General features: G+C 72.5%; 20 protein-coding genes and 1 other RNA gene. 12 read left to right on the plus strand and 9 right to left on the minus strand.

Features of this window, described 5'->3' with window-relative positions; genetic code table 11:
* Positions 1–37 precede the first annotated feature (37 nt).
* Positions 38–2,023: an alpha/beta fold hydrolase gene (locus ABZ449_RS11540; protein WP_360343965.1), complete on the minus strand. Its 1,986-nt coding sequence runs from the start codon at positions 2,021–2,023 to the stop codon at positions 38–40.
* Positions 2,024–2,933: 910 nt separating this feature from the next.
* Between ABZ449_RS11540 and ABZ449_RS11545 the strand changes: the two genes are divergently transcribed.
* The 3 genes from ABZ449_RS11545 to ABZ449_RS11555 are packed head-to-tail and all read left to right on the plus strand — an operon-like array spanning position 2,934 to position 5,675.
* Positions 2,934–3,770, plus strand: coding sequence for a Nif3-like dinuclear metal center hexameric protein (locus tag ABZ449_RS11545; protein WP_360343968.1), 837 nt, complete (start codon positions 2,934–2,936; stop codon positions 3,768–3,770).
* A 23-nt stretch (positions 3,771–3,793) separates the two neighbouring features.
* Positions 3,794–4,537: a C4-type zinc ribbon domain-containing protein gene (locus ABZ449_RS11550; protein ID WP_360343971.1), complete on the plus strand. Its 744-nt coding sequence runs from the start codon at positions 3,794–3,796 to the stop codon at positions 4,535–4,537.
* Positions 4,538–4,541: 4 nt separating this feature from the next.
* Positions 4,542–5,675, plus strand: coding sequence for a bifunctional RNase H/acid phosphatase (locus ABZ449_RS11555; protein ID WP_360343974.1), 1,134 nt, complete (start codon positions 4,542–4,544; stop codon positions 5,673–5,675).
* A gap of 18 nt (positions 5,676–5,693) precedes the next feature.
* Here the strand turns inward: ABZ449_RS11555 and yaaA are convergent, their stop codons facing one another.
* Positions 5,694–6,479: a peroxide stress protein YaaA gene (yaaA, locus tag ABZ449_RS11560; RefSeq protein ID WP_360343977.1), complete on the minus strand. Its 786-nt coding sequence runs from the start codon at positions 6,477–6,479 to the stop codon at positions 5,694–5,696.
* A 276-nt stretch (positions 6,480–6,755) separates the two neighbouring features.
* On the opposite strand from yaaA, the gene ABZ449_RS11565 reads away from it, so the two are divergent.
* From ABZ449_RS11565 to ABZ449_RS11575, 3 genes are all read left to right on the plus strand, one after another.
* Positions 6,756–8,198 carry a DHA2 family efflux MFS transporter permease subunit gene (locus tag ABZ449_RS11565; protein ID WP_360344302.1) on the plus strand — a complete coding sequence of 481 codons (1,443 nt, stop codon included), beginning with the start codon at positions 6,756–6,758 and terminating at the stop codon, positions 8,196–8,198.
* 13 nt (positions 8,199–8,211) lie between these two features.
* An RNA gene (rnpB, locus tag ABZ449_RS11570) (RNase P RNA component class A) lies at positions 8,212–8,609 on the plus strand.
* 712 nt (positions 8,610–9,321) lie between these two features.
* A complete protein-coding gene (locus ABZ449_RS11575; protein WP_360343980.1) occupies positions 9,322–10,317 on the plus strand; it encodes a hypothetical protein in 996 nt (331 codons plus the stop codon).
* Here the strand turns inward: ABZ449_RS11575 and ABZ449_RS11580 are convergent.
* Entirely contained in the window at positions 10,314–10,619 is a 306-nt protein-coding gene (locus tag ABZ449_RS11580; RefSeq protein WP_360343983.1) for a hypothetical protein, read from the minus strand. The two genes, ABZ449_RS11575 and ABZ449_RS11580, sit on opposite strands and share 4 nt — an antisense overlap.
* A gap of 74 nt (positions 10,620–10,693) precedes the next feature.
* On the opposite strand from ABZ449_RS11580, the gene ABZ449_RS11585 reads away from it, so the two are divergent.
* Positions 10,694–10,939, plus strand: coding sequence for a helix-turn-helix transcriptional regulator (locus ABZ449_RS11585; protein WP_360343986.1), 246 nt, complete (start codon positions 10,694–10,696; stop codon positions 10,937–10,939).
* A gap of 208 nt (positions 10,940–11,147) precedes the next feature.
* Here ABZ449_RS11585 and ABZ449_RS11590 read toward each other — a convergent pair whose 3' ends face one another.
* Positions 11,148–11,285, minus strand: a complete 138-nt coding sequence (locus ABZ449_RS11590; RefSeq protein WP_360343989.1) for a hypothetical protein — start codon at positions 11,283–11,285, stop codon at positions 11,148–11,150.
* Positions 11,286–11,525: 240 nt separating this feature from the next.
* Here ABZ449_RS11590 and ABZ449_RS11595 point away from each other — a divergent pair, with 240 nt between their 5' ends.
* The 3 genes from ABZ449_RS11595 to ABZ449_RS11605 are packed head-to-tail and all read left to right on the plus strand — an operon-like array spanning position 11,526 to position 13,632.
* Positions 11,526–12,782, plus strand: coding sequence for a helix-turn-helix transcriptional regulator (locus ABZ449_RS11595; RefSeq protein WP_360343992.1), 1,257 nt, complete (start codon positions 11,526–11,528; stop codon positions 12,780–12,782).
* 10 nt (positions 12,783–12,792) lie between these two features.
* Positions 12,793–13,341: an NUDIX hydrolase gene (locus ABZ449_RS11600; RefSeq protein WP_360343995.1), complete on the plus strand. Its 549-nt coding sequence runs from the start codon at positions 12,793–12,795 to the stop codon at positions 13,339–13,341.
* Between the two features lie 36 nt (positions 13,342–13,377).
* The gene (locus tag ABZ449_RS11605; RefSeq protein WP_360343998.1) at positions 13,378–13,632 is read left to right on the plus strand and encodes a hypothetical protein; all 255 of its coding nucleotides are present in this window, start codon (positions 13,378–13,380) and stop codon (positions 13,630–13,632) included.
* A 7-nt stretch (positions 13,633–13,639) separates the two neighbouring features.
* On the opposite strand, the gene ABZ449_RS11610 is transcribed toward ABZ449_RS11605, so the two are convergent.
* Positions 13,640–13,795 carry a hypothetical protein gene (locus ABZ449_RS11610; protein WP_360344001.1) on the minus strand — a complete coding sequence of 52 codons (156 nt, stop codon included), beginning with the start codon at positions 13,793–13,795 and terminating at the stop codon, positions 13,640–13,642.
* Positions 13,796–14,130: 335 nt separating this feature from the next.
* Between ABZ449_RS11610 and ABZ449_RS11615 the strand changes: the two genes are divergently transcribed.
* Together ABZ449_RS11615 and ABZ449_RS11620 are read left to right on the plus strand one after the other, a co-directional pair.
* Positions 14,131–14,559, plus strand: a complete 429-nt coding sequence (locus ABZ449_RS11615; RefSeq protein ID WP_360344004.1) for a hypothetical protein — start codon at positions 14,131–14,133, stop codon at positions 14,557–14,559.
* Complete coding sequence (locus tag ABZ449_RS11620; protein ID WP_360344007.1) at positions 14,559–15,125, plus strand: hypothetical protein; 567 nt, start codon at positions 14,559–14,561, stop codon at positions 15,123–15,125. Before ABZ449_RS11615 ends, ABZ449_RS11620 begins: the two co-directional genes overlap by 1 nt.
* Positions 15,126–15,187: 62 nt before the next feature.
* Here the strand turns inward: ABZ449_RS11620 and ABZ449_RS11625 are convergent, their stop codons facing one another.
* The 4 genes from ABZ449_RS11625 to ABZ449_RS11640 all read right to left on the minus strand — a co-directional run bounded on the left by ABZ449_RS11625 (position 15,188) and on the right by ABZ449_RS11640 (position 17,106).
* The gene (locus tag ABZ449_RS11625) at positions 15,188–15,514 is read right to left on the minus strand and encodes a hypothetical protein (RefSeq protein WP_360344010.1); all 327 of its coding nucleotides are present in this window, start codon (positions 15,512–15,514) and stop codon (positions 15,188–15,190) included.
* A complete protein-coding gene (locus ABZ449_RS11630; protein WP_360344012.1) occupies positions 15,511–15,738 on the minus strand; it encodes a holin in 228 nt (75 codons plus the stop codon). The genes ABZ449_RS11625 and ABZ449_RS11630 overlap by 4 nt, the downstream gene beginning before the upstream one ends.
* Positions 15,738–16,724, minus strand: a complete 987-nt coding sequence (locus tag ABZ449_RS11635) for a hypothetical protein (RefSeq protein ID WP_360344015.1) — start codon at positions 16,722–16,724, stop codon at positions 15,738–15,740. The genes ABZ449_RS11630 and ABZ449_RS11635 overlap by 1 nt, the downstream gene beginning before the upstream one ends.
* A gap of 97 nt (positions 16,725–16,821) precedes the next feature.
* Entirely contained in the window at positions 16,822–17,106 is a 285-nt protein-coding gene (locus ABZ449_RS11640) for a hypothetical protein (RefSeq protein WP_360344018.1), read from the minus strand.

The following is a 17,106-nucleotide window of genomic DNA, read 5'->3' on the forward strand; positions in this document are numbered from 1 at the left end:
CCGAGGCTTCCGGGCCGACGCCGTGCCCGGCGGCGGATCAGCCCGGACGGCCGGTCCGCAGGAACGTGGCCAGCAGCTCGTGCAGGACGGCGGCGCCCTCGTCCGCGAGTACCTCGTGCCCGGCGCCGGCCGCCTCCACGTACCGGAAGTCCTCGCCCTCGATCCGGCCGATCCGCAGCAGCTCGTGCCGCAGCGACCGGGACTGGCCCACCGGCACGACCTCGTCCCGGTTGCCGTGCACCATCAGCAGCGGCGCGCTCAGCCGGTGTGCGAGTTGCAGGACGTCGCGCGGGCCGCGGGCGTCGGCGATCGGCTCGCCGCCGCCCAGGCGCGTGGTCAGCGCCCCCACGGGGGGCGCCGCCTCGGCCAGCAGCCGGGCACCGGACAGGAACGGCGCGACCACCGCGCAGCGGGAGACCTGCTCGGCCGGCGCGTGCGCGGCCGCCAGCAGCGCCAGGAATCCGCCGTAGCTGACCCCGAAGAGGGCCGGCGGTTCCAGGCCGAGGGCGGCGCGCTGGCCCGCGATGCCGTCCAGCAGGTGCAGCACGTCGTCCAGGTCGGGACCGCCCCAGGCGCCCCGGATGGCCAGCGCGTGCGCCACGCCGTAGCCGGTGGAGCCGCGCTGGTTCGGCGCGACCACCGCCAGGCCCTCGGCGGCCATCCGCTGCAGCGCCGGGTCGAACTCCAGCCGCCAGGCGTCCGCCGGGCCGCCGTGCAGCGCCAGCACCAGGTGCGGGCTGCTCAGCCAGGCGTCCCCGCCGTACACCACGGCCTCCATCGGGCCTGCCGGGCCGGCCAGTTCGAGGCTCTGCGCGGACTGCCAGCGGCCGCCGTCGCCGGGTGCGGTGCTGCCGTCCAGCCGCCAGCCGGGCGGCTCGGTCCGCACCGGGCGCACCCCGCCGGGCTGCCAGGGCAGGATGGTGTCCCGCCACGGCCCGGGCAACCCCGAGGCCAGCGGCGCGAGTTGCAGCGGCAGTGGCGTCGGACCGGAGGCGGCCGGGAGCGGACCGTGCGCCAGCAGCGCGTCGACGTCCAGGGTGGCCAGCGCCGCCGGATGGTCGGGCGAGGAGTACGGCAGCCGCAGCCCCGCCCCGCTCCAGTGGCCGACCGCACCGAGCCGCCCGGGCGGCACCGGCAGCGGGTCCAGCCGCCCGGCGGAGGGCCGCCACAGCGCGAGCGTCGAGCCCGCGCCGTGGTCGATCTGCACCGCGACCCGGGGGCCGTCCGCCGCCACCCGCAGCGCCACCGGCCGCAGGAGCATGCCCGCGACGTGCAGGCACTCCGGGAACCGCAGCGGCTCCCCGGTGCCGAGGACGCCCCAGCCGAGCCGGTCGGTGCCGGGCGCGTCGCTGCGGACCATCGCGAAGCGGCTGTCCGGGTCGAACAGCACCAGGCGGTCGTTGCTGTCCGGGCCGATCTCCAGCAGCGGGGTGGTGGAGCCGCTGCGCAGGTCGAGCACCACGCTGCGGACCAGGCCCGCGTTCACCCGGTCCAGCGCGAGCAGCGTGCCCGTACGGTCCAGCCAGGTGCCGCCGCCGTGCAGCCCCGGGATCTCGGCGACCTGTTCGGGCTCGCTGCCGTCCGCCCGCACCAGCCAGACGGTGGTCGCCGGGCGGGTGTCGCTGCCGAGGGCGACCGCCACCGGCGTCCGCGGGCCGTTCCCGGCCTGGGCCGGGAACGGCAGCACCCGCAGTCCGGCCATCCGCAGCGAGCCCGACCGCTGTTCCACGGTGGAGCCTTCGCCGGGTGCCAGGCGGACCAGGTCGTGCTGCTCGCCGTCGTGCCGGCAGGTCAGCACCGAGCCGTCCGGCAGGGCGACCAGCTGCGAGCGCGGGCTCTCCGAGCGGTTGCCGGGCAGCGGCAGCGGGGTCGGCACGGCCGGGCCGCCGTCCTGCGGCAGTCGCCAGCTCTCCACGTACCAGCCGCTGTCGGCGGAGGAGGCGAGGCAGGCGGCGTGGCCGCCGTCGGCGGCGAAGGTGAAGCTCAGCCGGCGCAGGGCCTGGGTCACGGTCCGGGTGGCCACGTTCATGCTCCACTCACCCCGGGGCTGCCGTCGGGCCGCAGCCGGTCGGTCACCCGGCCGCCCGGGGGCTGCCCGGCGATTCGTTCCTGCACCAGGAGGACGGAGCCCTCCTGCCCGATCGGCTCGGCGGCGTGCGGCGCCGGGCCCCTCCATGCCTGCCGGGCCCGGCCGGGCCCCTCTCCCCGGTCCGCCCCGGTGCGCGCCCGGGGCCCCCGCTCCGGCGGCGGGGACGCGGGCGGCCTGGCCGTGCGCCGGAGGCCGCCGCCGGTGACGCCCCGGTCACCGCCGTCTCCCCGGCCTCCGGCACCGGCCAGTACCGCCCGTGTCGCCTCCGGCCACGAGCCCGCCGCAGCCGGTCCGGTCTCCACCGATCCCCGCTCCCCGGCCGTACGCAGCGATGTGCCCGCCCGCATTCGCCACCACATCCCTTCGTCCCTGCGGCTGCCCCGGGTACCCACTGCTCGCGGCACCAGGGCCACGGCCCGGCCTGATCGGTCTTCCCGGAGGGGGCGGCGGTGCCGCCCCGGCTTGGGAGCGCTCACCCGGATCCCGTCCGGCCCGGCGCGGCCTCCGCCCGACTCCTGTCGCGGCTGCCGCCGGGGCAACTCCCCTTCGCAGGAGTGAAGTTACTTTCGAGCCAACCGAAGGCTCAACGCAGAGCCGGTCACTTCACTCGTAAGGGTGATCAAGGCATGGTTTCGAATTCGTACGAGACCCCTGCTGTGAGTAACGGACGCCCGGCGCGCGGCCGCGTACGGAGCGCGCGGGCCCCGTCGGGCGCCGCCCGTCGAAGATTGACGCGCACCCGTACGCCCCCAGCTCCCGCGTCCGAACAGCCGCGACGACTTCCCCGGCAGCCCGCCGAACGGCCGAGGCCCGACCGCGCCCGCGCGCACGGTAGTCTCGACAGGTGCCGAAACTGTCCGACGTCATCACCGCGCTCGAAGAGGTCTATCCGCCGCAGTGGGCGGAGTCCTGGGACGCCGTCGGCCTGGTCTGCGGAGACCCTCAGGCCGAGGTCAACCGCGTGCTGTTCGCCGTCGACCCCGTCCAGGCGGTCGTCGACGAGGCCGTGGAGTGGGGCGCCGACCTCGTGGTCACCCACCACCCCCTCTACCTGCGCGGCACCACCAGCGTCGCCGCCACCACCTTCAAGGGCCGGGTGGTGCACACGCTGATCACCAACGGCATCGCCCTGCACGTCGCCCACACCAACGCCGACCACGCCGACCCCGGCGTCTCGGACGCGCTCGCCGAGGCCGTGGGCCTGCGGGTCACCGGCCCGCTGGTGCCGGACCCGACCGACCCGCTGGGCCGCCGCGGCAGTGGCCGGATCGGCCTGCTGGAGCCCCCGCTGCCCCTCTCCGCCTTCGCCGCGCAGGTGGCGAAGGGCCTGCCCGCCACCGCCGCCGGCGTCCGCGTCTCCGGCGACCCGAACCGGCTGGTCAGCCGGGTCGCGGTGTGCGGCGGCTCGGGCGACGGCTTCCTCGCGGACGTCCGGTCGGCCGGCGTGGACGCCTACCTGACCGCCGACCTGCGCCACCACCCGGCCTCCGAGGCCGCCGAGGCGGCGCCCGTCGCGCTGCTCGACGCCGCCCACTGGGCCACCGAGTGGCCCTGGCTCACCCTGGCCGAGCGGGCCCTGCTGGCCGCCGCCGACAAGCGCGGCTGGGCCGTGGAGACCAAGGTCTCCCACCGGGTCACCGACCCGTGGACCGCGCACGCCCCCATGTCCTTCACCGCCTGACCCGATTCACAGGAGCTCTCCGCTTGAACGCCGCGCCCGCCGACCAGATCCGCCTGCTCGACCTCCAGGCCATCGACTCGAAGCTCGACCAGCTGGCCCACCGGCGCCGGAGCCTGCCCGAGCACGCCGAGATCGACAAGGCCTCCGCCGACCACACCGCGCTCAAGGACCTCGTCGTCGCCGCCGAGGCCCAGAAGGGCGACACCGCCCGCGAGCTGACCAAGGCCGAGCAGGACGTCGAGCAGGTCCGCGCCCGTGCCGCCCGCAACCAGCAGCGCCTGGACTCCGGCGCGATCACCTCGCCGAAGGACCTGGAGAACCTCCAGCACGAGATCGGCTCGCTCGCCAAGCGCCAGGGCGACCTCGAGGACGTCGTGCTGGAGATCATGGAGCGCCAGGAGAGCGCCAAGAGCCGGGTCGAGGAGCTGTCCGCGCGCCTGGAGCACTCCACCGTCGTGCTCGAGGAGGCCGAGGGCCGCCGCGACGCCGCCTTCGCCGAGATCGACGGGGAGGCCGACAAGGTCAAGCGCGACCGCGAGACCGTCGCCGCCGTCATCCCGGCCGACCTGCTGAAGGTCTACGCCAAGCTGCGCGAGAGCCAGGGCGGCGTCGGCGCGGCCCGCCTCTACCAGCGCCGCTGCGAGGGCTGCCGCACCGAGTTCTCCATCACCGAGCTGAACGCCATCAAGGCCGAGCCGGCCGACAAGGTGGTCCGCTGCGAGAACTGCTCGCGGATCCTGGTCCGCACCTCCGACTCGGGCGTCTGATCCGGTGACGGCGCGCTTCATCGTCGAAGCCGACGGCGGGTCCCGGGGCAACCCGGGGCCGGCCGGCTACGGCGCGGTGGTCCGCGACGGGGACACCGGGCAGATCATCGCCGAGGCCGCCGAGTTCATCGGTCACGCCACCAACAACGTGGCCGAGTACAAGGGCCTGATCGCCGGGCTCAAGGCGGCCCGCGAGCTGGACCCGGACGCCTCGGTGGACGTCCGGATGGACTCCAAGCTGGTCGTCGAGCAGATGTCCGGGCGCTGGAAGATCAAGCACCCCGACATGCAGCCGCTCGCCGCCGAGGCGCGCACCGTCCTCCCGCGCTCCCGGGTCACGTACACCTGGATCCCGCGCGAGCGGAACAAGGACGCCGACCGGCTGGCCAACGAGGCGATGGACGCGGGCAAGGCCGGGCGCCAGTGGGAGCCCCGCACGCCGGTGGCCGCCGTCGAGGAACCGCCGCTGGAGACCGCCGCCCCCAAGGCCGGCTGGGCCGCCCCGGCCGACCTCGGCACCCCGACCACCTTCGTCCTGCTGCGCCACGGCGAGACCCCGCTCACCCCGGAGAAGCGCTTCTCCGGCAGCGGCGGCAGCGACCCGGAGCTCTCCGACAAGGGCCGCTGGCAGGCCGAGCGGGCCGCCGAGGCGCTGGCCGCGCGCGGCACGGTCCAGGCGGTCGTCGCCTCCCCGATGTGCCGCACCCGGCAGACCGCCGAGACCGTCGCCGCCCGGCTCGGCCTGGAGGTCCGGTACGAGGAAGGGCTGCGCGAGGTCGACTTCGGCGACTGGGAGGGCCTCACCTTCGCCGAGGTGCGGGAGCGGTACCCGGACGACCTCACCGCCTGGCTCGGCTCCGCGAAGGCCAAGCCGACCGGCAGCGGCGAGAGCTTCACCACGCTCACCCACCGGGCCGGCGTCGCCCGGGACAAGATCATCGCCCGGTACGCCGGGAAGACCGTGCTGGTGGTCTCGCACGTCAGCCCGATCAAGACCCTGGTCCGGCTGGCGCTCGGCGCCCCGCCGGACTCGATGTACCGGATGGAGCTGTCCGCCGCCTCGATCTGCGCCGTCCAGTACTACGCGGACGGCAACGCCTCGCTGCGGCTGCTCAACGACACCTCGCACCTGCGCTGACCCGGCCGGGGCAGCCGGTCAGTGCACCTCGGTGACCACCACGTCCAGCTGCCACGGCTTGCGGGCGGTGCCCTCCGCCGCGAGCTCCACCCGGTGGCCCAGCTCCAGCAGCGCGTCCATCAGCTCCTCGGGGGTCTTCGGCTCGGCGCCGGTGACCAGCAGGTCCCGGACGATCCGCCCCTTGGTCGCCTTGTTGAAGTGGCTGACCACGGTGCGCTTGCCGCCCCGCTCCTGGAGCACCCGGACGGTCGCGGTCCGGGAGGCCACCTCGCCGGCCGGCCGCCAGGCCGCCGCGTACGCGGAGCTGCGCAGGTCCAGCACCAGCCCGTCCGCGACCTCCGGGAGCACGGGGGCCATCGCGCTCCGCCAGTACGCGCCGAGCGCCCCCAGCCGCGGGAGCTTCACGCCCATCGAGCAGCGGTAGGACGGGATCCGGTCGGAGATCCGCACGGCGCCCCAGAGGCCGGAGAAGACCAGCAGCGAACGCTCGGCCCGGTCGTACGCGACGGCGTCCAGGGTGGCCAGGCCGAGGTTGTCGAACAGCACCCCGGTGTACACCTCGCCCGCCGGGCGGGCCCCGGCCGTCGGCAGTCCGGCGTTCTTGGCGATCTCGCCGCGCAGACCGGGGGAGAGTCCGAGCACCTCGGCGGCGGTGTCCTCGTCGCCCCGGCACAGGCCCACCAGGGCGTCCAGCACCGCACCGCGCGCCGCCGTCAGCCCGGGCAGCGACAGCCGCTCCAGCGCCACCGGCCCGCCGTCGCCGGACCCGGCCTTGCCCTCCGAGGGCGGCAAAAGCACCAGCACAGCGGACTCCTCAACAATCTGTGGCACACGAACCCCGCAACCCTACTGCGCCGGCCGTGCGCACCCCGCGGCCGCCGTTCGGCCCCCGCCCCCGCCGTCCGGCCCCCGCCCCCGGGTGCGCCCCTGCTCCCGGCCCCGCCACCCGGACGCGCCGCCGACCCGCCCCGGGCCACCGCGCGGTGGGAGGATCGGTCCGTGCCCGACCTCCAGCCCCGCGCCGCCGCCGCGTCCGCGCCCGCGCCAGCCCCCGGGCCCGCGCTCGGGCCCCGCCGCCGTCTGCTCGTCCTGGCGATCTGCTGCCTGAGCCTGTTCATCGTCGGCCTCGACAACACCGTGGTGAACATCGCCCTGCCGGCGATCCAGCGCGACCTGGGCGCCCCGGCGTCCGGGCTGCAGTGGATCATCGACGCCTACACCCTGGTGCTGGCCTCGCTGCTGATGCTGTTCGGCTCGGTGGCCGACCGCTTCGGCCGCCGCCGGGTGTTCCAGACCGGCCTGGTCTGCTTCGCGCTGGGCTCGCTGCTGTGCAGCCAGGCCCCGAGCCTGGGCTGGCTGGTGGCGTTCCGGGCGCTCCAGGCGGTGGGCGGGTCGATGCTCAACCCGGTGGCGATGTCGATCATCACCAACACCTTCACCGACCCGAAGGAGCGGGCCCGGGCGATCGGCGTCTGGGGCGGTGTGGTCGGCATCTCGATGGCGCTCGGCCCACTGCTCGGCGGCTTCCTGGTGGACGGCGCGGGCTGGCCGTCGATCTTCCTGATCAACGTCCCGGTGGCGGTCGCCGCGATCGCGCTGACCGCCCGCTTCGTGCCCGAGTCCCGGGCGCCCCGGCCGCGCCGGCTGGACCCGGTCGGGCAGCTGCTGATGATCGTGCTGCTCGGCTGCGGCACCGCCGCGATCATCGAGGGCCCGGCCAACGGCTGGACCTCCCCGCTGATCCTCGCGCTGGCCTCCACCGCCGTGGCCGCACTGATCGCCTTCCCGCTCTGGGAGCGCCGGGTGGCCGAGCCGCTGGTGGACCCCCGGTTCTTCGCCAGCGCGCCGTTCACCGGCGCCACCGTCACCGCGGTCTGCGCCTTCGCCGCGCTCGGCGGCTTCCTCTTCCTCAACACCCTCTACCTCCAGGACGTCCGCCACTACGGCCCGGTCGAGGCCGGCCTGTGGACGCTGCCGATGGCCGGGATGATGCTGGTCTGCGCGCCGCTGTCGGGACGGATCGTCGCGAGCCGCGGCCCGCGCCTGCCGCTGGTCGCGGCCGGGCTCGGCCTCGCCGCGAGCGGGCTGCTGCTCACCCGGCTCGCCGCCGACTCCCCGCCCGCCCTGCTGCTGGTCGCGTACGGGCTGTTCGGCTTCGGCTTCGGCATGGTGAACGCGCCGATCACCAACGCCGCCGTGTCCGGCATGCCGCGCGCCCAGGCGGGCGTGGCGGCCGCGGTCGCCTCGACCAGCCGCCAGATCGGCCAGTCGCTGGGCGTGGCGGTGATCGGCACGGTCGTCACCGCGGCCGTGGTCGGGCCGGTGGCGACCGGCTTCGCCCGGGCCAGCCACGCCGGCTGGTGGATCCTGGTCGGCCTCGGCGCCGCCGTCCTCGTCCTGGGCCTGGTCACCACCACCGCCTGGGCGAGCGCGACGGCCGCCCGGGTGGCCGCCCGCCTCGGCGCCGAGCCCCCGGCCGTCCGGTCCGGTGTACGGGAGGCGCCGCCCGAGCGGCTACGATGACCACTACGGCGGAAGAGCCGGCCGGGCGGTCGCGACGGGTCCCAGACCCGCCGAGGAACGTCCGGGCTCCACAGAGCAGGGTGGTGGGTAACGCCCACCCGGGGTGACCCGCGGGACAGTGCCACAGAAAACAGACCGCCCACCGCTTTTCGTGGTGGGTAAGGGTGAAACGGTGGTGTAAGAGACCACCAGCGACCGGGGTGACCCGGCCGGCTAGGTAAACCCCACCTGGAGCAAGGTCAAGATCGGTGCCCTCGGGCACCGTGCGCGGACGTTTGAAGGCTGCTCGCCCGAGTCCGCGGGTGGACCGCACGAGGCTGTCGGCAACGGCAGCCCTAGATGGATGGCCGCCTCCCCGGGCCGCGCGAGCAACCCGGGAGACAGAACCCGGCGTACAGGCCGACTCTTCCGCCCCCTTCCAGGTCGGGACCGCGAAACGCGGCCTGATCTGGGGGTTTAGTTTCCTCAGGATTACTCATGCGTTCCCATGGGTGCTTGATCTGGGGCTCCCCAGGGACTCCCCACTCCCCGGAAACTCCCCAGATTTTCCCGCCTCGGGACGCATGTAAGCCGCCCCGCACCCTCCACATGGGGGGTACGGGGCGGCTGATGGGGTCGGTAGGATCCCGCATACCTCCCACGGTGTGAGGGTCTCCTACCGGCCCCTGGATTCCCGCCGGTCAGCGCCCGGTGAAAGCGGGCACTGCCGCGGCGGGAAGCTCAAGGCCCGGTCGGCCGCCATGACGGCGGCCGACCGGAGCTGACGTCAGCCCCAGACGGAGTCGTCGAGGGTGGCAGTCGTCGCCGGAGTCGCGGTGGGTGTCTCCGTCGGCTGCGGCGCGACAACGCCCCAGACGGAGTCGGCGGTGTTTCGCTGCGGCCCTGCGGTAGCGACAGAGGTCGCGACCCCGGCGATGAGGGCGGCGCCAGCGAGAGCGCCGGCCAGAACCCGGACGGTAGTCCTGCCTGCAGGCATGGGGCACCCCTTTTGTGGCTGGTGTGGTGTGGCGGGAGAGTAAACCGGAGGTATGAGTTCCCTCATGGACTAGTGTTCGCACTGTTCTACGTTGAATCAACCCTTCTCACGATATGCTCGGAAAGTTGCGCATGTGCGCAGTCCTGATTGCATGTCATCTGGGGTGAAACGGTGGAAACGGACACTGTTGATGGTCGCCTGTTTCTCATTCCGGAAGCAGTTGATCTCTACCTCAAGGTTCTCTCGGGCGCGGAGCTCAGCCCGCCGCCGAGTCCAGCCCGAGACCAGCTGGTCAGTGTCGGCCTCATTGCCTCCGAACCGGGGCGACCCGACCGCATGCAGGCCCTCGACGTCGATGCGGCAGTCCGGCAGTGGCAGTCATCCCTCGTCCAGATGGCAGCCGGCATGCTCTCCGAGGCCCAGTCATTCCCGTCCCAGCTTGCTGGGATGGCATCGGCTTACCGAGCCACACACCCCGGCCGCAGCATGACTCCGGGCGTGGAGATCCTCACCGGGTTCAAGGTGATCAACGAGCGCCTGGAGACTGTCGTCAACGGGTGTACTCGCGAACTCCTCACCGCCCAGCCGACGGGCCCCAGACGTGCCGACGTGCTGGCAGTCTCCTATCAGCGCGACCTGGGCGTGCTGAAGCGGGGAGCCGCCATGCGCACGATCTACCTCCCGAGCGCACGCTCTGACGGGCCTACTGCTCGATGGGCACTGACGATGACCGAGCGCGGCGCCAAGATCCGCACAGGGCGGACGTTTGGCCGAGCAATCGTGGTGGACCGGCGCGTGGCCGTCGTGCCCGTACTCGAACCGTGGAGCTCCACTGAGGTAGCGCCGGACCGCGCGGCCGTCGTCACCGATGAGGTGCTGGTCGCCCTGGTCTGCGCGTCATTCGAACGAGACTGGGCCCACTCCGAGCCCTGGGGCGGCAGCCAGGAGATGGAGCTTCTCCCCATCCACATCGGCATTCTGTCGGCACTGGCGCGTGGCCTCGAACAGGACGAGACGGCAGCCCAACTTGAGGTGTCCCGCCGGACCGTGACCAGCCGCCTCAGCGAGTTGAAGGCGATGGCCGGCGTGACCACGGTCCCGCAGTTGCTGTACTGGTGGGCGAAGCGGGAGCTCCAGCGCTAGGACTGGCGGATCACTGCGACGTATCGCTGATTGGCGGAGGTGAACCGGAGGAGGAACTCCCCGTCCCTCCGCATGAAGTCGCCGACGCGGTCCGCGGCCCCCTCTCCGCTGATCATCCACAGGTAGGCGGAAAGGCGGTCCGGGCGGATCGGTGTGCGCCTAAGGACCTCAGCCAGGATGTCGAGCGCGTCCTGAAGATCGATGCATGTGGTCGGTTCGGCGAGGCCCTCGATGGTGAGGGTGTAGGCGGTGCTCAGCGTGTGCTCCCGGTTCAGGTCCCCCCGGTTGCATGTGCCAATCATAGGCGAACGTAAAATCGAACAAGTGGGGACTTTGGTATGCAGACTTTTGATCTTGGTCGGGCGACGGTCAGGAGGTGCCGACCCCACCCCAGCGACAGCCAGACGCCCGCCAGCTGCGGGAACGTCGCGAGGTCGGTGACCGGATCCGCTTCTTACGCCGCCAGCAGGGCGTCAGCCAGGAAAAGCTTGGGGAGCTGATCGGCCGCGATCGGCAGACCATCCGGCACTACGAACACGGCCTCACCCCGGCCAGCCTCGACGACCTCGTTGCCATGGCCCGGGCCTTCGGCGTGGAGACCTGGCGACTGTTCTACGGGTAGCCGGCCGCACTGAGGAACGGCCGGCCAGGTTAGCCGTTGTAGGTGCGGGCCTTGGCGCCGGGCGGCGGAGATCCAGGGCAGTCGTCATGCTCAACGAGCTCGTTTCGCTCGTCCACCGTTCGGATCAGGCGGCCGCGGACACGGGCGTAGCAGTACGGGCACGTACCGATCGTCACGGGCCGCACGGCCGGCTTTCCCCCGGCAGCGCTCACCGCTCGGTCTCCGGCGCCTCGGGCAGCGCCTCGCTGGTCGGCTGGAGGGATCGGATGTGTGCACGCATCTCGGCGTGGGACGCCTCGATCCGCGCCAGCTCCTCCGGGTCGATCGTCTCGTAGGGCTCAGCCATCAGCTCTCTCCTCAATGCATGTGGGGTGTGCGACCACGGCCCAGCCGAGGGCAGGAACCAGATCGCCGTCCTCCCCGCCACAGCAGATCCTGGAGTTGCGCCCGAGTGGGCGGCGGCTGATGCATGGTCACAGGCACAGCATCGGTAGCTGTGCAGGCCGCCACTAGGGCCATGGTGAGTACCCACCGTGGAACCACGGTGGCCGGTAGCCTCATGCCACCATCGACCCGGGAGGCCCCGATGCCCACGGAACCACTTCCCACGCATCTGCTCGCCGACCCGGCGTTCGCAGCGGCCTGCGCCGCCCGCCAGATCGGTGCCGTGTTCCAGGCCGCCGCAAGACGTGCTGGCATCGGGCCGGCCCAGATCGCTCGCCGCACTGGTCTTTCCACCAGCCGCGTCAGCGAGATCATGACCGGCGGCCGGACCGTGGAGAGCATGGCCGTCATCGAGCGAATCGCCGATGGCCTGCGCATCCCCGGGCGCATGCTCGGCCTCGCCGACCGGCCCTGGGAAGCCGCTGCCGAGACCACCACCTACCGGCCCGCAGCCGTCCCCGAGACCTGGGAAGTACTGGACATGCTCTCCCGCACCACTGCGTCCGATGCCGCCCTCAGCCACCTGGAGGCAGCTGTCGCCGACACGGCGTTCCACTACCCCTCGACGCCACCCGCAGAGTCCGTGCCCACCCTCCAGAGGCAGCTGGTCGGCGTGCACGAGATGCTCGCCCGCCCGCAGTCTCTCGCCGCTCGGCGTCGTGGCGTGCGGATACTGGCAGCCGTCTCGGGCCTGCTCGGCCTCGCGCACCACGACCTGGGCGACCGCAACCGCAGCGACGCACACTTCCACCTCGGCACCATCGCGGCCGGCGAGGGAGAGGCAGACGACCTCATCGCGTGGCTCCTCACCATGAAGAGCATCGTTGAGTACACCGCCGGGCGCCGGGACGCGGCGGCTGGCCTACTCCAGCAGGCTGCCCTCCACGCTGAGACTGCAGCACCCCGGCGGCGAGCCTGGGTTGCCGCCAACCTGGCCCGCGTTCTCGCGGCACGAGGCGAGCGTACAGCGGCCCTGGCCGAGCTCGACCAGGCCGCCCACCACCTCGACCGCGCGGACGATGCTCCCGGCAGTCTCGACTTCTTCGATGCTCCACGGCTCGATGGCCTCGCAGGCGAGGCATATGCCTACCTCGGTGAGCATGACGCGGCCAGCACCCTGCTGGAGACTGCCATCCAGCAGCGAGCAGCCACAGACGTCAAGGGCCGCGCCGTACTCACCCTCGACCTCGCGGAGGTCCGGCTCGCACAGGGAAGCCTCGACGCAGCCTGCGCGCTCGCGCACCAGGCCCTCGACGTCGCCAGTGGGAGCGTCGTCCAGCCGATCATCCTCCGCGCGCGGGCCTTCGAGCGATCGGTCACCCCGTGGGCGGCCGAGAGGCTCGTGCGAGAGCTGGCCGCGCGCGTGAGAGAGTCGGGAGCACAGCTCGTGCGCATGTAGGGAGGCCGCTGTGGAGTGGGAGACGTTCGGACGTCGGCAGGTCTACGGCAGTCCCTGGGTCGAGGTCTGGCTGGACGACGTCGAGGTGCCCGGAGTCGGCCGGATCGACCACCACGTTGTCCGCTACCCCAAGAAGTCGACCACCACAGTCGTCACCGACGACCAGGGCAGATTCCTTCTCCTCTACCGTCACCGGTTCATCACGGGCCGCTGGGGCTGGGAGGTGCCGGCCGGGTGGGCCGAGCCCGGCGAGGACCCGGCAGCAGCAGCCGCCCGCGAAGTCGAGGAGGAGACCGGTTGGCGTCCCGGCCGGGTCGAGCTGCTGACCGAGTATGACGCCATGGCCGGCATCAGCAACGCGCACTTCCACGCCTACCACGCCACCGGATGCACCCAGGTCAGCGAGCCACAGGACGTCTCCGAATCGACCCGCGTGGAGTGGGTGCCCGAAGCCGATGTTGTTGATCTGCTGGTCGGCGGCGAGGTCGCGGACGGCCCGTCGCATGCCGCGCTCTCCTACTACCTCGGCCCACACCGGCTGAGCCGACCGCGCCCCTGACCTGCGCGGTCCGATGCCGGTCGTACCATGGGCGGCATGGCTGACCTGGATCTCCCTGCTGACCTGCTGCCCCTGCACATCGCCGCCCTCGCGGCGGACCGGGCGATGACGACGGTGCGGGAGGCCGGCGGGGACGTCGATGCCGCGCGCGAGGCCTACCTTGCCGCCGCCGCAGCGCTGGACGCCCACCCCGTCTGGGAGGAGATGCGGCAGGCCGGCCAGCACTACCAGGCCCGGCAGGCCAGCCTCCAAGCCGCGAAGGCAGCACTCGACGGCGAGCAGCCCGCGTAGGCCGCACCTACTCTCCGGGCCCCGCCGCCCGCACCGCCTCCGCCATCAGCACGTCCAGCAGTGCGCACACGCCAGCCTCGGTGCCGTCGCGCATCGTGGACTCGATCGCGCCCTCGACCCGCGCCCGCGCCTCGGGGGCAAGGCCCTGTGTGGTGATCGCCATCCGGCCGAGATGCATCGCGAGGTGCCGTGACAGCGGAGGAGGAGCGGTAGTCATATCCCCATGATGGCCGGACCCGGCAGTCGGCTGGGCCGGAACGCACGAAGATCCCCCGCCCGGCCGAAGCCGAGCGGGGGCGTTCTGTTGCCCGCGAGCGCGGGCGCAACGATCTGGTGAAACAAAGCCACGGGCAATCCCCGCGAAGCGCGGCGCCGACGGATGCGACTGTAGGGGATGCGGCCGGCGCTGCGGCACAACCCAGATACAGCTTGACGCTGTACAGCGTGAGGCTGTAGCTTTCTTGTGTCGGCACCACCAGCCACCAGAAGGGAACGAACATGGACGTCCCGATCGGAATCACGAACAAAATCCGAACCACCGGACACCGGGGCCTGGGCGCGATCGGCAAGCCCGACATTCTCGCCGCCGCCTACGAGACCGATACCCAGATCACCATCGACGGCCGACAGTTCACCGGGGAACGGGTCTACCTCGGCATCAAGCGCGAGGCCTACGACCTCGACCGTGACGCCGTCGTGCTCCAGCGGATCGGCCTCGACCAGGAGTTCACGTCGGCAGCCGGCCCCTACAAGGGCGAACGCCTCGCGGTCTACCTGATCGACATGGACCGACTGGAGGACGCGCCCGGCATCGCGGAGGCGTACCGGCAGGAGAAGGCGGCCCGAACACAGCGGCTGCTGGACATGCAGGCCCGGGTCGATTCCGAGGACGACCGCCTCGACCGGCTCTCCGAGGACGGTGCCTGATGCCCACCATCGCCAGCCTTGCCCTGCGCCAGCCCCCGCTCGACGGAACCGCCAACTCCCGCTACGAGGACGTTGACCTCGAACAGCTCTCCCCCCGCGCCCGAGCCCTCGCCGAAGCGGTTCAGCAGCGGAGCCTGGCCACCGTCGGCGTGATCTGGTGCGCCCTCGGCACGGTGCGTGCGTTGATCCCCGACGCCGAGCAGTGGCACGACGCCGATGACCTGGGCGAACCCGTGTTCGTCCCCTGGTCCGCCTGGTCCGCCTACCCTGACGACTCCGAGATGGACCCGCACGACTACCTTGAACAGCAGGCCCGCCGCATCAACCCCGCCTACTCCATCGTCGGCGCCTACCCGCGTACCCCGGTGCCCTCCTACGCAGCCGGTGCAGCAGATAACGGGTGGACCCGCCAGCAGGTGCTCGACTACCTGCGCGCGGCGGGCAGGCCGATCGCGCCCGGGACATGGAGCTCGTACGTCGCCCGCGGACAAGCTCCCGCGCCCGCCCGGAAAGTGGGCCGCACCCCCCTGTGGAACCCGGCCGAAATCCAGGCGTGGACCGCCTGAACACAAGGAACCGCCCCCGCCCGGCCCTCCCGAGGGAGAGCTGGACGGGGGCGCTTGGTTGTTCAGGGGCGGAAGAGGGCGACCACGGCGACGACCGTGCCAGCGAGACCGCCGAGCACACCGATCGTCGCCATCGGCCACCGGTTGCGCTTCAGCGCCTCGACGTCGGTCCGGAGCCCAGACACGTCAGCCTCCGTCAGAGCGGTGCGCTCCTGGGTACGGAGGCGCGTCTCATGGTCGGCGATCGTCTCCCGATGCTCGCGCTGGTCGTCGAGCAGCCGGTCCAACTTCTCCTCCATCCGGATCTGGCCGTCGGCGATCCTGCGTACCTCCGCGTGCGTCTGGGCCGGGCTGATGTACACCCCGGCGTCCGGGGGCGGGCTGGTCACTCGCGCGCCCGACGGCCCAGCAGCGCGGCCGAGTTGGGGTCGCCGACGAAGGTCGACACCGTCCCCTTGACCACGGTCAGCGCGGCCGGCAGCGCCGCCACCGCCGCCGCCCGCAGCGCGCCGACCGACGTCAGGTCGAAGTTGTCGGCCAGCAGCAGGCCGAGGAACGCCACCGCATACGTGGCGACCGTGCGCTCGACCAGGTCGAGGATGAGCTTCCGCATCAGCTGTTCTCCTTCGCAGTGGTGAGGTGCACGGTGATGCCGGCGATCGCCTGCTCGATCCGAGCCACCAGCGCGTCCGCGTCGACCTGGCCACCGGCCGCCAGGGCCTGAGCCATCGCCTTCACCGTGGAGTTCAGCGCCGCGATCTGGCCGTCCGCCTGCTTCCCGCCGTTGAGCGCCTCGCCAACGGACGGCCGGTAGCCGTTCGCGAGCGCCGCGTACTCGGGCATCGGCGCCGACAGCAGAAGCTGCGGCAGATCCGCACGGAGCTGGGCGATCGCCGCGATCGCCTCCTCCGCGCGCTGCGTGGCGTACGCGGCACCGTGCAGGCAGTCGGCGACGGTCGGCTCGTAGCCGTCCTCGGCGTACTGCGAGCCGATCCGGAACTGCATCAAGTCCTGCGGGGGCATCTCGTCCTCCTGGACGGTCGGGGCCGGTGCCGGGTCGGGCCCGGGCCAGCGGTATGTGGTCTGGGCGTGGCCGCCACGCGGGTCATTCGGGTCCGCGGTCGGCGGACAGCCGTCCGGGAAGCGGGGCGCGAAGTAACCGACGATCCGGCTCGACCTCCGCGGCGTGGCGTGAGACCAGACGCCGTTGCCCTGCCCGGCGTCCGTCGAGCCGGCCCGGACGGAGTTGCCGCCCTTGGTGTACACGGTGTCCGCATCCCAGCCGACGACCAGCTCGGTGTGTGAGCCGTTGCCGAAGTTCACCCAGCTGCCAACGCTCGGGTACTGGCTGAACTGGCCGCGGCGCTGGGCCCAGTCGGTGAACGCGCTCACGTTGTCGACCCTCGGAACGATCCCGGCGAGGCCGACGTCGTCGTACATGCACCAGTCGAAGATCACGCACCACGGGACGCCGGGCTCGCCGAAGCGCTCGCCCCACGGGGTGTCGTTGTCGTAGCCGTCCCGGGCGGTCCAGCCCTCGTACACCCGCTCGGGTATGGACTGGACGTGATCGAGCAGGCGTTTCCACTGCGGGGTCACGCGAGCTCCTTTCGTAGTTGTGATGGTCACGTGTCGGGTGGGGCCGGTACCGTCGGAGCACACACGAATCCGGCCTGGGGGTAGGGATGTTGAAGCGTCAGACGTGGGCGATCATCGGCAGCGTGGTGGTGATCGCAGGTGGCAGCGCAACCGCCGCGGCGCTCACCAGCGGCGGCGACAAGCCGGCGCCGGTGTCCGCCGAGGTCAGCCCCAGCCCCACGCCGACGACGTCGCCCAGTCCGACCGCAACGGCCGAGCCGACGGCCACCACCTCACCCACCGCCGTACCGAGCACGGTCTCGCCGACAGCCACCACCCCGGTGCAGCAGCACGCGCCCAGCCCGACCGCCACGAAGCCCAGCAGCAAGACGAAGGAGAGCAC

The sequence above is a fragment of the Kitasatospora sp. NPDC005856 genome, from assembly GCF_040629945.1.
Taxonomy (GTDB): Bacteria; Actinomycetota; Actinomycetes; order Streptomycetales; family Streptomycetaceae; genus Kitasatospora.